The following is a 13765-nucleotide window of genomic DNA, read 5'->3' on the forward strand; positions in this document are numbered from 1 at the left end:
CATTCCGAGTTTTTAATCATTAGTGGGGGATGTGACACATACTCGGCTTATTTATTATGAAATGAATGGAGTATGTAAAATGCGAACTATGACTAAATACTCTAAGAATGTTTTTATTAACAAGGTGATATCTTCACTATGTTAATTATTTTGATTTTAGCAAAAATATTCAGAAAAGTATATTATTTTTTCTTTTTATTAAAAATAATTAGAATTTTATAACGATGTAAGTGTGAACAATAATTCATAGAATCTTTCTAGCAAACTAGTAAGAAGAAAGGTACAATGATAAGAGGTATGTCTGTAAAATAATAATTAATGGAGTTTTGTTTAAAATGAAAAAGTTAAAATATCTTTTTGTTTTTGGAATTATATTTGCTGCCGCGTTTTTTATAGGGAAAGATAAAATTATACAAAAGGCGCAAGTGTTCCGTTTAGAGTTTTTATCTGAAATGAAAGAAGCGACTATGATTGAAAATGTTCCGTTTATAAAGCAGTTACCAGAATTACCTCGTGGATGTGAAGTTACAAGTTTGGCTATGTTGCTACAATACAAAGGTATACAAGTAGATAAGATGCAACTTGCTAGCGAAATTCATCGTGTTCCATTTGAACAAAATGGTTTACGTGGAAATCCTTATGAGGGGTTCGTTGGAAATATTTATACGAAGACAGAGCCAGGATATGGTGTATATAATCAACCCATTTTTAATTTAGCAGAAAAATATGCTCCTGAAAAAGTAGTTAATTTAACAGGTAGAGACGTGCAAGATATGTATAAAGTAGTTAGTTCCGGTTCGCCAGTATGGGTCATTATTAATACAACGTTTAAGCCACTAGCCGAGAGTAGTTTTGAAACATGGAATACAAGCTCTGGCGAAGTGAAAATTACATATTATGAACATAGTGTAGTAATAGTTGGGTATGATCAAAACTTTGTATATGTAAATGATCCACTTAAAAATAATCCGCGTTTTGCTGTTCCGCGAGCAGAGTTTGAGAAAGCTTGGGAGCAAATGGGGAAACAAGCGATTACTATTTTATAATACTGAAAAAGTCATCTTTTTGATGGCTTTTTATTTTTAAGTTATTATAACGGAAAATTCAGAAGATTCTTTTAAAAGTTAACGATTCACGCTATAATAACATTTAACTTGGTGAAGAAGGGGCGAAGAGAAATGGATGTTGCAAAGGAACTGGTTTTATCGAAAAATCAATTAATTGAGTGGAGAAGGCATTTTCATAAGTATCCAGAGTTATCTTTTCAAGAAGAAAAAACATCACAGTTTGTATTCGATATACTTCAAAAAATCCCATATTTAGAAGTGTCAAGACCTACTAAATATAGTGTAATGGCAAGGTTAATTGGTAAGCAACCTGGTAAAACCATCGCGGTTCGTGCTGACATGGACGCGCTTCCTATTCATGAAGAAAATGAGTTTGATTTTATTTCTACATATCCAGGTGTGATGCATGCATGTGGCCATGATGGACATATAGCGATATTACTTGGGGTCGTACATAAGTTAGTAGAAGAAAGAGAGAAGATTAAAGGAGAGATTCGTTTTCTCTTCCAACATGCAGAAGAAAACTTTCCTGGCGGTGCAGAGGAAATGGTTGCAGCGGGTGTAATGGAATGTGTGGATTATATTATTGGTGCTCACCTTTGGGCATCGTTAGAGGTTGGTAAAATAGGTGTAATTTATGGTCCTGCAATGGCAGCCCCAGATGTTTTTAAAATTACGATAGAAGGAAAAGGTGGACATGCTGGAATCCCTCATGAAACGGTTGATAGCATTGCAATCGGTACACAAGTTGTTTCGCAACTTCAGCACATTGTATCTCGCCTCACGAATCCATTAGATCCCCTTGTAGTATCTGTTACGCAATTTCATGCTGGGACAACCCATAATGTGATCCCAGAACAAGCGGAGATTGAAGGGACAGTGCGGAGTTTAAGACATGAGTTGCGAGAAGAAACAGAGAAAAGGATTGAACGAATTGTGAAGCATGTGACGGAATCTTACGGGGCGAAATATACATTTTCTTATGAATATGGATATCGACCAGTAGTAAATGATTATGAAGTTACAGAGATTATTGAGCAAACAGCATTACAGCTTTATGGAAGAGAGCAAGTTACTCGTTTACAGCCGACGATGGCTGGAGAAGATTTTTCAGCGTTTTTACAAAAGGCGCCAGGTACATTCTTTTTTATCGGAGCGGGAAATAACGAGAAAGGAATTATATATCCTCACCATCATCCTCGTTTTACGATTGATGAAGATGCATTACCGATTGGCGTGGAAGTCTTTGTATCATCCATTATGAATTTTATAAGTAAAGGAGAATGAGATGAAGAAAATACACGTATTAGCGCTTATTCCAGTTTTTTGTTTAGTTATTGGACCTGTATTTGCTAATTCAGTTACTCCTTACGTATTAGGGATGCCATTTTTATTGTTTTGGGTATTATTATCGGTGCTCATTACGTCTCTTTGTATGGGACTTGTGTACGTATTTGATCCTGCTAATAAGGGGGATGTAAAATGATCGCATTACTTATCATTATATTATTTTTGTTTCTTGCACTATTTTTAGGAATTCGGGCACAACATGGAAAAGATATGAATTTAGAGCAATGGTCAGTTGGTGGAAGAGGATTTGGCACTATTTTTGTTTTTCTTCTTATGGCAGGTGAAATTTATACGACGTTTACATTTTTAGGCGGAAGTGGATGGGCGTATAGTAAAGGAGCACCTACTTTCTATATTTTAGGTTATGGTGCACTAGCTTATATTTTATCTTACTTTTTATTGCCGCCAGTTTGGAAGTATGCGAAAGAGCATAATCTTGTTTCGCAGCCAGATTTTTTTGTGAAGAAATATAAGAGTCAGACACTTGGCATTATCGTTTCTGTCATTGGGGTTATTTCGATTATTCCATACCTTGTTTTACAGTTAAAAGGATTAGGAATTATCGTTTCGGAAGCATCTTACGGAAGGGTATCACCGGTTATTGCAGTGTGGATTGGTGCAATTGTTATAACGATATATGTAATGGTTTCAGGTATACACGGCTCTGCTTGGACAGCAGCTTTGAAGGATATTATGATACTGTTTATCGTTATGTTTTTAGGTATATATTTACCGTACCATTATTACGGGGGATTTCAGCCGATGTTTGAAGCGGTAGAAGCAGCGAAACCAGGATTTTTATCTTTACCTGATGAAGGGATGAGCATTTCTTGGTTTGTTTCTACTATTGTATTAACAGCTCTCGGTTTCTATATGTGGCCCCATACATTTGCTTCTGCTTTCTCTGCAAAAAATGAAAAAGTATTTAGGAAAAATGCGGCGATCATGCCCCTTTATTCTTTAGTATTGCTTTTCGTATTCTTTGCAGGTTTTGCTGCTATACTGCAAGTTCCAGGGTTAAAGGGAGGGGATGTAGACCTTTCGTTATTCCGTCTCGCTCTTCAAACATTTGATCCATGGTTTATTGGGATTATTGGTAGTGCAGGAGTATTAACAGCATTAGTTCCGGGTTCCATGCTTGTTATGGCGGCGTCTACTTTATTAGCAAAAAACATTTACCGAACAATGGTCCCATCTGCTTCAGATAGACAAGTTGCTAAAGTGGCAAAATTATTTGTGCCTGTAGTAACGCTTGTAGCTGTTTTGTTCACTTTTAAAGGTGGAGAAACAATAGGGGCACTTCTTTTAATGGGATATAGTATAGTGACACAACTTTTCCCAGCACTTGTATGTAGTTTGTTTCCACGTCAAGTTATTACGAAGCAAGGGGCAATTGCAGGGATGGGGATTGGGTTGTTAGTGGTCGCATATATTACTTTATCTGGTTCAACTATAGCTACGATGTTTCCAGCTTTCCCTCAATATATAAAAGATTTAAATGTAGGTATAGTCGCATTGTTAATGAATATGATTGTGATGTTTATCGTTAGCGGGTTCACGAGAAATGTGTCTATAAAGACAGACAATATAATAGTAGAAAAGTAATCCGTGTGCTAGAGCTATCTTTGAAAAGAGATAGCTCTTTTTTGTATATATTTTCTTCTATTAGCGGAATCTAACTAAAAACTTGTTGAAAAGGAAGTTAGGTGGGGGAATTGTTAGAGTTAAAAGGTAACTTATTTGAAGTTATGAAAGAAATTAGGGATGAGTTAGGTTCGCCTAATGATTTAACAATTAGGGAAGTTGCCCTTGCTGGTAGTTTTACACGCTGTGCGGTTATTTTTTTATGTGGGTTAACAGATAAGGATAATGTTTATAAATATGTAGTTCGTACACTTCAATATGAAGAAGTACAAAAAGAAGAAGCTGTTGTTCAAACGTTATTGGATCGCTTTATTTCTATTGCGGAAGTTGGTAAGAAGACAACGTTTCCGGATATTATAAATGCGATTTTAGCGGGAGATACAGTTATATTAATTGATAATATTCAAACCGCTATCGTGATTAATAGTAGAGCGTGGGAAAAAAGAAGTTTAGAACCGCCGGTAACAGAAGATTTAATACGTGGACCGAGGATTGGGTTAAATGAAGATATTAACGTGAATAAAATGTTAATTCGCCGTACTTTACGTGACCCGAAGCTGAGGTTTCAATCTTATATTATGGGGAAGAGATCCCAAAAAGAAGTGACGTTAGTATATATAGAAGACATTATTAACCCTTACATTGTAAAAGAGTTAGATCGGCGTCTTCAATCAATAGAGACAGATGTCGTTTTTGAGACGGGTACGATTGAGCAATTAATTCAAGATAATAATTTGTCACCGTTCCCGCAGTTTTTGAATACGGAAAGGCCTGATAATATTGTGGCCTCATTAGCGAAAGGAAAGGCTGCTATTTTGGTGGATGGATCACCGTTTGCCCTTATAGCTCCGTTAGTATTCGTTGATATTTTTCAATCTGTGGAAGATCACTATGAGCGTTGGGTAATTGGGACTTTATTAAGAATTTTGCGGATGGGTTCTGGCATAGTTGCAGTTTTAATGCCAGCGATGTATGTAGCTCTCGTATCATATCACCAAGGACTTATCCCTTCTAAACTGGCTTATTCAATCGCTGGAGCCAGGGAAGGTGTTCCGTTTCCAGCTTATATAGAAACGTTAATGATGGCATTAACGATGGAGTTAATACGAGAAGCGGGAATTAGGTTGCCGAAACCGATGGGGCAAACAATTGGGATTGTAGGTGGTCTTGTAATCGGAGAAGCAGCGGTGAACGCAGGAATTGTAAATCCGTTTTTAGTTATCATTATTGCGGTTACAGCTATTGCTACATTTTCACTGCCTGTATATAGTATTACGATTACGTTTCGGATTTTACTTTTTGTCTTTGTTTTAGCGGCGACTGCTTTTGGTTTGTATGGAATTATTTTAGCTCTTATTGCACTTGCGGTTCATATTACGAATTTGAAGAGTGTCGGGGTGCCGTATACAACGCCTATCGCTCCTGCATTTTATAAAGATTGGAAAGAAGAACTTATTCGTATGCCAAAATCGATGTTGAAAGAGAGACCGGAATATTTACAAACGAAAGACGCTACATTACGTCCAAAGGAGCGAGAGTAATTGAAACCATTTGAGTATGGCGATGAAGAGATTGGATCTCGGGAAATTGGGTTTGCGGTATCTTCAACAATTATTGGTATAGGAGCATTGTCTATGCCAAGAGATATCGCTAACCAAACTTTATTTTCAGACGGTTGGATTATTTTGCTTCTGGGTGGATTGATATGTGCAGTTTTAGGTTGGTTTGTAACGAGGGTAGCTATTTTATTCCCGAAACAAAACTTTGTTCAATATACGAGTACGCATTTGACAAAGCCTGTTGCATACACAATTAGTAGCATTTTAGTATTAACGTTTGCTGCTTTGACAGCATATGAGTCACGAATGATTGCAATTATTTCACAAACATATTTATTTAGTGATACACCAATACAGCTACTCTCTTTCTTCTTCTTATTAGTTGTTATTTATGGAGTAGCAGGATCGAGAGCGGCTTTAGTAAGGTTAAATGTTCTATTCTTACCTATCGTGCTCATTGCGATAGTGTTGCTTTCTTTATTGAATATAAATTTAATGGAAATAAACAATTTACTACCAGCTTTTCAAACGAACGCAAGTCAATATGCTGTAGGAGTTAAAAACTCTATTTTCACATTTATCGGATTTGAGGTAGCTCTGTTTTATGCTGTGATGTTGAACGATAAGACAGCGAAAAAAGCGCCAATGGCAGTTGCAAAAGCAGTGATGGTAAATGTGCTGTCATACATTTTAATTTATGTAACTTGTATTAGCGTTTTTTCGTATATGACAACCCGTGGATTGACGTATCCAACAATTGAATTGGGTAAAGAAATTGAAATTGGTGGAGGTTTTTTAGAAAGATTTGATGCGATTTTTTTTACGACTTGGATTATTACTATTTATAACACTACAGCAATGTATTATGACGTCGCATCTTTATTGTTTTGTGCTATGTTTCCGAAAGTGAAGAAACATATTTTTATTTTCGTAAGTGCTCCTATTATTTTTATGGTGAATATGATACCGAGTAATTTAGATTCATTATCACATTACGGAACTTATTTAGCTTGGATAGATATGGGATTTGTTGTGTTAGCGCCTTTGCTCGTTTTAATTGTATATAAAATAAAAAGAAGGAATGGTGGAAATGAAACACCTTCTTAAATTTATAATGGTTATAGCTGTAGTTGGATTTATGAGTGGGTGTTCTGAGTTAGAGGAGATAGAAGAAAGGGGATTTGTAGTAGGTGCAGCCTATGATATTGTGAAAAAAAAGAAATCAAATCCAATTATGAAAGGGACGTATCAGATGGTACTTCCCAGTAAGTTAGCGCAGCAAGGTGGCCAAAGCGGTCGAGATAGTGAGAATTATATTAATGTTAGTGCGAAAGCAGATAGTGTCTTTGAGCAAATACGAATTATCTCTAAAAAAATTAGTCGCTCATTATTCTTTCCGCACATACAAGTGATAATTTTTTCTAAAGATTTATTAGCGAATCCATATGTTTTACAAAATACGTTAGATGTATATATTCGTGATCACGAGATGAGAAGAAATATTCGTTTGTTCGTTTCTAAGAAAAATGCAGAAGCTATTTTAAAGCAGAGTGCCAAGCCTGAGAACTTACCGGCGCAGTATATTGATATGTTAGCTGAGCATCCTCCGAAAAATGCTCAAATGATTGAAGCTGCAAGAATTGGTGAGGTACAGCAAAAAATGATTGCTAACCGAAGTTTCGTATTACCTATTCTAGAACTAACAAAGCAGGGGGTACAAATGAACGGGGCAGCGTTGTTTCGTGGAAAAGATAATAAGTGTGTAGGCAGTTTGAATGGAGAAGAAACATTAGGAATGAATTATGTAATAGGTAAAAAAATTGGAGGGTTCTTTACTATCCGTAAACAAGGTCAGCTTGTTACATACGAAATTCATAAGATGCGCCGAAAGATTAAAGTATCTACGGAAAATGCTACAAAACCGAAGTTTGATATCCATTTATCTTTGGAAGGGACTTTAGCAGAGTTACATTTTAGTGATCATAAACAAATTATGAATGAAAAGGGATTAAAGAAAACCATTGCGGAAGAAATGGAGAAGCGTATCCAAAAATCGATTAAGCTTGTTCAAAAAAAATATAAGGTAGATGTATTAGCGTTAGGAGAAGTATATAAGCGGCATAATTATAAAGAATGGAAGAAGATAGATAAGAATTGGGATCAAGGTGAAAATTACTTTAGTAATGCGGAGGTTACTGTTCATGTTCACCCGACAATTGAGCATTCAGGTTCCGCCTTACCGAAAAGAGTGAAATAAGGTGATGTAAGTTGTTTACTGGATTAGGGATTAGTTGCACGATATTAATGGCAGTTCTTCCGGGAGCCATATACTTTATTCATAAGAAACTCACAACGTATGGAGCACAGCCTTGGAATACTGATGCACAAAAAAAGAAACCTGAATGATTTCAGGTTTCTTTCGCGCAAAGCAAATGTGAAGGGGGATACCTTCTATGTATGCTTTGCTTATAAAAGCCCTAACCAATGTACCAATTGTGTAGAGAGGAATGTCACAACAATGGCGATAACGGTAGGGATTGCAAACGATAAGAATGTCCATTTTGCACTTTTTGTTTCTTTATATATGTTAACCAGTGTTGTTCCACATGGGAAATGAAGAAGTGAGAACAACATTGTGTTTAACGCTGTTAACCAAGTCCAGCCATTTTCTAAGAATAGATTTTTAATTTGGTTAAAATCATCTATTTCAGTTAAAGCTCCGGTTGATAAGTAAGACATTAATAAAATCGGGATAACAATTTCATTCGCTGGTAGTCCAAGAATGAACGCAGCTAAAATGAATCCATCAAGTCCTAACATTTTAGCGAATGGATCTAGGAAGTTTACAAAATACATAAGTAAGCTTGTGTCACCGATGAAAATATTAGCTAGTAACCAAGTTAATGCAGCCGCAGGGGCAGCTACAACGATAGCTCGTTTTAAAACATAAATTGATTTATCGAGTGTTGCACGTACAATTGTATTCCAAACTTTTGGCTTACGGTACGGTGGTAACTCAAGAGTGTAGTGAGTTGGCACACCTTTTAAAGCTGTTTTTGATAGTACCCAAGAAACAGTTAATGTCATAATAACACCAATTACAACCATTCCAACTACAACGCCAGCAGTAACTAATGTTTGCATACTACCTGTATAACCAGCAGCCATAAATAATGAAGCCATTAAAATTAACATAGGCCAGCGACCGTTACAAGGAACGAAGTTGTTTGTTAAGATTGCAAGCATACGTTCACGTGGTGATTCAATAATACGCGTTGACATAATAGCGGCTGCATTACAACCAAATCCCATTGCCATTGTTAAAGATTGTTTGCCATGTGCACCGGAACGTTTAAATAAGCGATCCATATTAAAAGCGACACGTGGTAAATATCCGTAGTTTTCTAATAGTGCGAACATAGGGAAAAAGATTGCCATAGGTGGCAACATAACGCTAATAACAGCACCGATACCACGGAATAAACCAAGTATTAAAATGCCATGTAGCCATTCGGGTGCATGTGCTGCCTGGAACCAAGATGTTAAATATCCTTCGGCCCATCCGAAAAACTCAGCAATCATATCAGATGGTACGTTAGCACCTGCAATTGTAAGATAAAAAATAATAGATAAAATACCGAGCATAATTGGAAATCCCCAGATTGGAGATGTGAAAATTTTATCTAGTTTTTCAGAACGATACAATTTATCAGTATTTGTATATTGAACAGACTCTTTACATATGCTTGCAGATGTTCGATAAATATCTCCGACAATATCATCTCGTATATCTTCTTTTGAGAGTGCTTGTGCATGTTGAATAATATAGTCTAATGGAAGAGCTTTACTGGCTGAGTGAGATTCCATTCATTACGACCTCCCTTACAAGTGGTTCATTATGGTGTTTTTGAAGTGTAGTTAAGAAATTTTTATCTCCATCTAATATACGTAACGCAATCCAACGTGCTGGATACGTATCACCGAACACTTTATAAATTTGTGGTTCTAATTCCTGAATCATATTTTCGATTTTTTCACTGTAAGAAATTTTAATTGGTGTTGGAATTAATTTTTTATTTGCTACTTTAGCGATAACACTTAGCAAATGCCCAATACCTACTCGGTTACGAGCAGAAATCTTAACTACAGGTACACCGAGCGATTTTGCTAATTTCTTTTCATCAATAACGATGCCTTTTTTCTCCGCTTCATCAATTAAATTAATACAAATGACTACATTGCTTGTCATTTCCATCACTTGGAGGGCTAAATTTAAATTTCTTTCCATTGCAGTTGCATCTATAACAACTACAGTTACTTCTGGTTTTTCAAATATAATATAATCTCTTGCTACTTCTTCATCCGCAGAATTTGAATATAGTGAGTAAGTTCCAGGTAAATCTATTAATGTATATTTACTTCCGTTATGTTCGTATTCCCCTTCAGCTTTTAAAACAGTTTTCCCCGTCCAGTTTCCAGTATGTTGTTTTAAGCCTGTTAAAGTATTAAATAATGTACTTTTCCCGGTGTTCGGGTTGCCAGCTAAAGCAATACGATGTTTGCTCATCTGAAATCATCTCCTATTAATACCCCGAAAATAAGGGAACTTTCTTCCTTACGTAGTGCGATAGTTGTATTGCTTACTTGATAAGCGACCGGATCTCCAAGTGGACTGCGCTGTAATACTTTAATTGTTGCCCCAGGGATAAATCCTAAGTCTAATAAACGTCGTTTCATAGTTCCTTCTAATTGTATCTTCTCAATTTGTACAAACTCTCCTGTCTTAAACTCGGAAAGTGGTTTTGTATTAGCCGATACCATAAAAGTTACCTCATCTCTATATTGTTTGTTTAAGTTTAAAAAGTTTCCTTAGGTAAACTTTTTGTTAATAATATAGTAGACTACATTGGATGATGCTGTCAATTGGTACTTTAAAAATATTCATTTATTTTTAGAATTGTTCCAATTTATTTAGTTGTACTAAAAAATATTACTGAAATTCTGTTGAATGTAAATAAAGTAAGAGTGTAAAAGTTAAAAGATACAATGTATTTGTAAATGTATTTTTAATTAAAAGGGGAAAAGAGCGAAAAACATTTACATTGAATTTACATTGTTAAGAATAAATTTACATTACAGCTTAATTCGTGTGGATTTTGTTGGGTTCTTTAACTATAAATGTTGGGATTCCTAGCTTTTAAGGGCTATTATCGTCATTTACTTAAAATTAAAAATTGCTTAACACTCACATAATATTGTTGTCCTACAATGAATTTGTGTTCGAAAGAAAATGAATTCGAAAAGTGAGAATCCAAATGGGGGTACAAGACATGGTTATGAAAAAAGGTATTAAATTTTCTTTAGCGGCTTTAATGGTAGCAGGAGCGTTAGTTGGATGTGGGAAAGCAGATGATACAGCTAGTAAAGAAACTGCTAAAGGAAGCGATAATACAAAACAAGAATTATCAGGTACGATTGCAGCAGCTGGTTCTACAGCTCTTCTACCTCTTGCGGAGGAAGCTGGAAAGAAATTCATGGAGAAAAATTCAAAAGTTTCTATTCAAGTGCAAGGCGGCGGTAGTGGAACTGGGATTAACCAAGTAGCATCGGGTGCAGTACAAATTGGTAATTCAGATGTTCCATCAGGGGATAAAATAAAAGATGCTGAAAAAGCGAAAGAATTAGTAGATAACAAGGTTGCGGGTATTGCATTCGCGCTTGTCGTAAATAAAGATGTAAAAGTTGATAACTTAACAGTGCAACAAGTACAAGATATCTTCACTGGGAAAGTAACAAACTGGAAAGAGGTAGGCGGGAAAGATGAAAAAATCAACGTAATTAACCGTCCAGCTTCATCTGGTACACGTGCTACATTTGAAAAGACAGTTATGAAAGAAGCGAAAATTAACGATGGAACTGGTACAACACAAGATTCTAACGGTGCAGTAGAGCAAGCGATCAATTCTACTCCAGGTTCAGTAAGTTATTTAGCAATGTCTTACATGGTTGGCGATAAAAAAGGTGCGCTACAAACAGTGAAAATTGATGGTTCTGAACCAAAAGTTGAAAACATTTCGTCTGGTAAATATCCATTCTGGTCTTACGAGTACATGGTAACAAAAGGTGAAGCGAAAGAAGCAACGAAAGCTTACATTGATTATGTAAAAGGCAAAGACTTTGAAAAGCAAGTAGAAGATATGGGTTACATCCCAATGTCTAAATTAAATAAGTAATAAATTTTTATGGGGCTGGCTGCAAGGCCAGTCCTGTTCATTTCAATCTATGAAGTGGGGTCTGACCTGTGATGAAGGGGAAAAAACAAATTAATTACGTAAAAAGTGAATATATAGGAAGATCGCTTGTTACGTTTTGTGGTATTTTTATTGTTTTAATTACATTAGCTATTATTGCTTTTATTTGCGGTAAAGGTATTCAATCTTTTACACAAAGTGGTATCTCATTTACTGAGATGTTAACATCGACAAAATGGAATCCAAATGCTGACGAAGGAACCTTCGGGGCTTTGATTTTTATTGTAGGTTCAACGGTGGTTTCGTTAGGTGCGGTTATTATTAGTGCGCCAATTGCTATAGCTCTTGCTATATTCATGAATTTAATTTCGCCAAAGTTTGGAAATAAAGTATTGAAGCCCGTTTTAGAATTATTAGTTGGTATTCCTTCGGTTGTATACGGATTATTAGGGGTTACGATTTTAGTGCCACTATTACGTGATTCGTTCGGGGGAGTGGGATTTAGTCTAATTGCGGGTATTGTTGTATTAAGTATTATGATTTTACCTACTATTGCTAGTATCGCTTCTGATGCAATACGCTCTGTTCCATTTGATTATTTAGAAGCTTCTTATGGTCTAGGATCGACGAAATGGCAAGCGGTTAGCCGAGTGATTGTTCCTGCTGCGAAAAAAGGGATTTTAACAGGTGTTGTTTTAGGTTTAGCGCGTGCTTTTGGTGAAGCATTAGCGGTTCAAATGGTAATCGGGAACACAATTAAATTACCAGAAGGAATATATAGCCCGACAGCGACGTTAACTGGTATTTTGACAATGGACATGACAAATACATTAAACGGAACTGCTTGGAATAATGCGCTATGGACTTTAGCGATGATTTTACTTGTTATTTCATTCCTGTTTATTTTAGTAATTCGAGCGATTGGGCAAAGAGGTGAGCGATAATAATGAATGCAAGAACGGTAAATAAAATTTGGACAGGTATCTTTTATGCAGTTGCAGCTTTAGTTGTAGCTCTGCTAGTATTCTTAGTGTTTGAAATTCTGCAAAAGGGATGGGGATTTTGGGATCCTGATTTCTTGTTTGGAGAACCAAGTAATACAAGAGCTGGTGGTGGGATTGGTCCACAGTTATTCAATTCCTTCTACATGCTTGTTATAACGCTTGTTATATCTATTCCTCTTGGGTTAGGGGCTGGAATATATTTAGCAGAGTACGCAAAACAAGGGCGCTTTTTAAATTTTGTTCGTTTATGTATTGAGACAATGGCGTCGTTACCTTCGATTGTTGTTGGTTTATTCGGTTTGTTAGTGTTCGTTACCATGACAGGTTGGGGATACACAGTAATGGGCGGTGCTCTTGCTTTAACTATTTTAAACTTACCAGGTTTAACACGTGTTTGTGAAAATGCGATTTCAGAAGTGCCTCATAATGTAAAAGAGGCAAGTCTTGGATTAGGTGCAACGAAATGGCAAACAATTGCTCGTATCATTATTCCGTCGTCATTACCGCAAATTATTACAGGTATTATTTTAGCGGCAGGTCGTATATTTGGTGAAGCGGCAGCGTTAATTTACACAGCGGGTTTAACATCCCCGATTTTAAATTCAGCAGCGGACTTCTCAAGTCCTGCCCATCCTCTAAATCCATTTAGACCAGCTGAAACGTTAGCGGTTCACATTTGGAAGTTAAATTCTGAAGGAGTTATTCCGGATGCAAAGTTGATTGCGACAAAATCTGCAGCTGTATTAATTATTATGGTATTACTATTCAATGTTATTTCGCGCTTGGTAGCATCTATATTGCATAAGCGTTTTACAGGAACGAAAAGAAAAAGTAAAACGACGAAGAAGGTAAAAGCAGCATAAAATACAAAAAGAACTCTCTACTTATAA

General features: G+C 36.1%; 14 protein-coding genes. 11 read left to right on the plus strand and 3 right to left on the minus strand.

Going from position 1 to position 13765, the window contains the following annotated elements:
- The first annotated feature begins 335 nt into the window (after positions 1-335).
- The 8 genes from GFJ36_RS03075 (at position 336) to GFJ36_RS28960 (ending at position 8026) form a co-directional block, all read left to right on the plus strand.
- On the plus strand, positions 336-1046 hold the full coding sequence (locus tag GFJ36_RS03075) for a C39 family peptidase (RefSeq protein WP_088061929.1): 711 nt from the start codon (positions 336-338) through the stop codon (positions 1044-1046).
- Between the two features lie 132 nt (positions 1047-1178).
- Positions 1179-2354: an amidohydrolase gene (locus tag GFJ36_RS03080; protein ID WP_088061931.1), complete on the plus strand. Its 1176-nt coding sequence runs from the start codon at positions 1179-1181 to the stop codon at positions 2352-2354.
- A 1-nt stretch (position 2355) separates the two neighbouring features.
- Positions 2356-2553 (plus strand): DUF3311 domain-containing protein, encoded by a 198-nt coding sequence (locus tag GFJ36_RS03085; protein ID WP_087983279.1) that lies wholly within the window; start codon positions 2356-2358, stop codon positions 2551-2553.
- On the plus strand, positions 2550-4022 hold the full coding sequence (locus GFJ36_RS03090) for a sodium:solute symporter family protein (RefSeq protein ID WP_088061933.1): 1473 nt from the start codon (positions 2550-2552) through the stop codon (positions 4020-4022). The genes GFJ36_RS03085 and GFJ36_RS03090 overlap by 4 nt, the downstream gene beginning before the upstream one ends.
- A gap of 101 nt (positions 4023-4123) precedes the next feature.
- A complete protein-coding gene (gerLA, locus tag GFJ36_RS03095) occupies positions 4124-5602 on the plus strand; it encodes a spore germination protein GerLA (protein ID WP_097890002.1) in 1479 nt (492 codons plus the stop codon).
- The gene (gerLB, locus tag GFJ36_RS03100) at positions 5603-6727 is read left to right on the plus strand and encodes a spore germination protein GerLB (RefSeq protein WP_088121306.1); all 1125 of its coding nucleotides are present in this window, start codon (positions 5603-5605) and stop codon (positions 6725-6727) included.
- On the plus strand, positions 6711-7877 hold the full coding sequence (locus tag GFJ36_RS03105) for a Ger(x)C family spore germination protein (RefSeq protein WP_141542837.1): 1167 nt from the start codon (positions 6711-6713) through the stop codon (positions 7875-7877). Before gerLB ends, GFJ36_RS03105 begins: the two co-directional genes overlap by 17 nt.
- An 11-nt stretch (positions 7878-7888) precedes the next feature.
- A complete protein-coding gene (locus GFJ36_RS28960; protein ID WP_000493989.1) occupies positions 7889-8026 on the plus strand; it encodes a hypothetical protein in 138 nt (45 codons plus the stop codon).
- Between the two features lie 60 nt (positions 8027-8086).
- Here GFJ36_RS28960 and GFJ36_RS03110 read toward each other — a convergent pair whose 3' ends face one another.
- From GFJ36_RS03110 to GFJ36_RS03120, 3 genes are read right to left on the minus strand one after another with little or no spacing between them, the layout of a single operon-like run.
- Positions 8087-9487, minus strand: coding sequence for a nucleoside recognition domain-containing protein (locus GFJ36_RS03110; RefSeq protein WP_088061939.1), 1401 nt, complete (start codon positions 9485-9487; stop codon positions 8087-8089).
- On the minus strand, positions 9465-10187 hold the full coding sequence (locus tag GFJ36_RS03115; protein ID WP_046953769.1) for a FeoB small GTPase domain-containing protein: 723 nt from the start codon (positions 10185-10187) through the stop codon (positions 9465-9467). The genes GFJ36_RS03110 and GFJ36_RS03115 overlap by 23 nt, the downstream gene beginning before the upstream one ends.
- The gene (locus GFJ36_RS03120; RefSeq protein ID WP_000252989.1) at positions 10184-10441 is read right to left on the minus strand and encodes a FeoA family protein; all 258 of its coding nucleotides are present in this window, start codon (positions 10439-10441) and stop codon (positions 10184-10186) included. Before GFJ36_RS03120 ends, GFJ36_RS03115 begins: the two co-directional genes overlap by 4 nt.
- Positions 10442-10950: 509 nt before the next feature.
- Here GFJ36_RS03120 and GFJ36_RS03125 point away from each other — a divergent pair.
- From GFJ36_RS03125 to pstA, 3 genes are all read left to right on the plus strand, one after another.
- On the plus strand, positions 10951-11853 hold the full coding sequence (locus GFJ36_RS03125; RefSeq protein ID WP_142311183.1) for a phosphate ABC transporter substrate-binding protein PstS family protein: 903 nt from the start codon (positions 10951-10953) through the stop codon (positions 11851-11853).
- Positions 11854-11924: 71 nt separating this feature from the next.
- Positions 11925-12815, plus strand: coding sequence for a phosphate ABC transporter permease subunit PstC (gene pstC / locus GFJ36_RS03130; RefSeq protein ID WP_000676675.1), 891 nt, complete (start codon positions 11925-11927; stop codon positions 12813-12815).
- Between the two features lie 2 nt (positions 12816-12817).
- The gene (gene pstA, locus GFJ36_RS03135; protein ID WP_048562942.1) at positions 12818-13738 is read left to right on the plus strand and encodes a phosphate ABC transporter permease PstA; all 921 of its coding nucleotides are present in this window, start codon (positions 12818-12820) and stop codon (positions 13736-13738) included.
- The last annotated feature ends 27 nt before the right edge of the window (positions 13739-13765 follow it).

It is taken from the genome of Bacillus sp. EE-W1, assembly GCF_009760835.1.
GTDB classification, from domain to species: Bacteria; Bacillota; Bacilli; order Bacillales; family Bacillaceae_G; genus Bacillus_A; species Bacillus_A wiedmannii.

Coding starts and splice junctions, on each gene's coding strand:
- GFJ36_RS03075 (WP_088061929.1), top strand. CDS start 336: ATGAAAAAGTTAAAATATCTTTTTGTTTTTGGAATTATATTTGCTGCC.
- GFJ36_RS03080 (WP_088061931.1), top strand. CDS start 1,179: ATGGATGTTGCAAAGGAACTGGTTTTATCGAAAAATCAATTAATTGAG.
- GFJ36_RS03085 (WP_087983279.1), top strand. CDS start 2,356: ATGAAGAAAATACACGTATTAGCGCTTATTCCAGTTTTTTGTTTAGTT.
- GFJ36_RS03090 (WP_088061933.1), top strand. CDS start 2,550: ATGATCGCATTACTTATCATTATATTATTTTTGTTTCTTGCACTATTT.
- GFJ36_RS03105 (WP_141542837.1), top strand. CDS start 6,711: ATGAAACACCTTCTTAAATTTATAATGGTTATAGCTGTAGTTGGATTT.
- GFJ36_RS03110 (WP_088061939.1), bottom strand. CDS start 9,487: ATGGAATCTCACTCAGCCAGTAAAGCTCTTCCATTAGACTATATTATT.
- GFJ36_RS03115 (WP_046953769.1), bottom strand. CDS start 10,187: ATGAGCAAACATCGTATTGCTTTAGCTGGCAACCCGAACACCGGGAAA.
- GFJ36_RS03120 (WP_000252989.1), bottom strand. CDS start 10,441: ATGGTATCGGCTAATACAAAACCACTTTCCGAGTTTAAGACAGGAGAG.
- GFJ36_RS03125 (WP_142311183.1), top strand. CDS start 10,951: ATGGTTATGAAAAAAGGTATTAAATTTTCTTTAGCGGCTTTAATGGTA.
- pstC (WP_000676675.1), top strand. CDS start 11,925: ATGAAGGGGAAAAAACAAATTAATTACGTAAAAAGTGAATATATAGGA.
- pstA (WP_048562942.1), top strand. CDS start 12,818: ATGAATGCAAGAACGGTAAATAAAATTTGGACAGGTATCTTTTATGCA.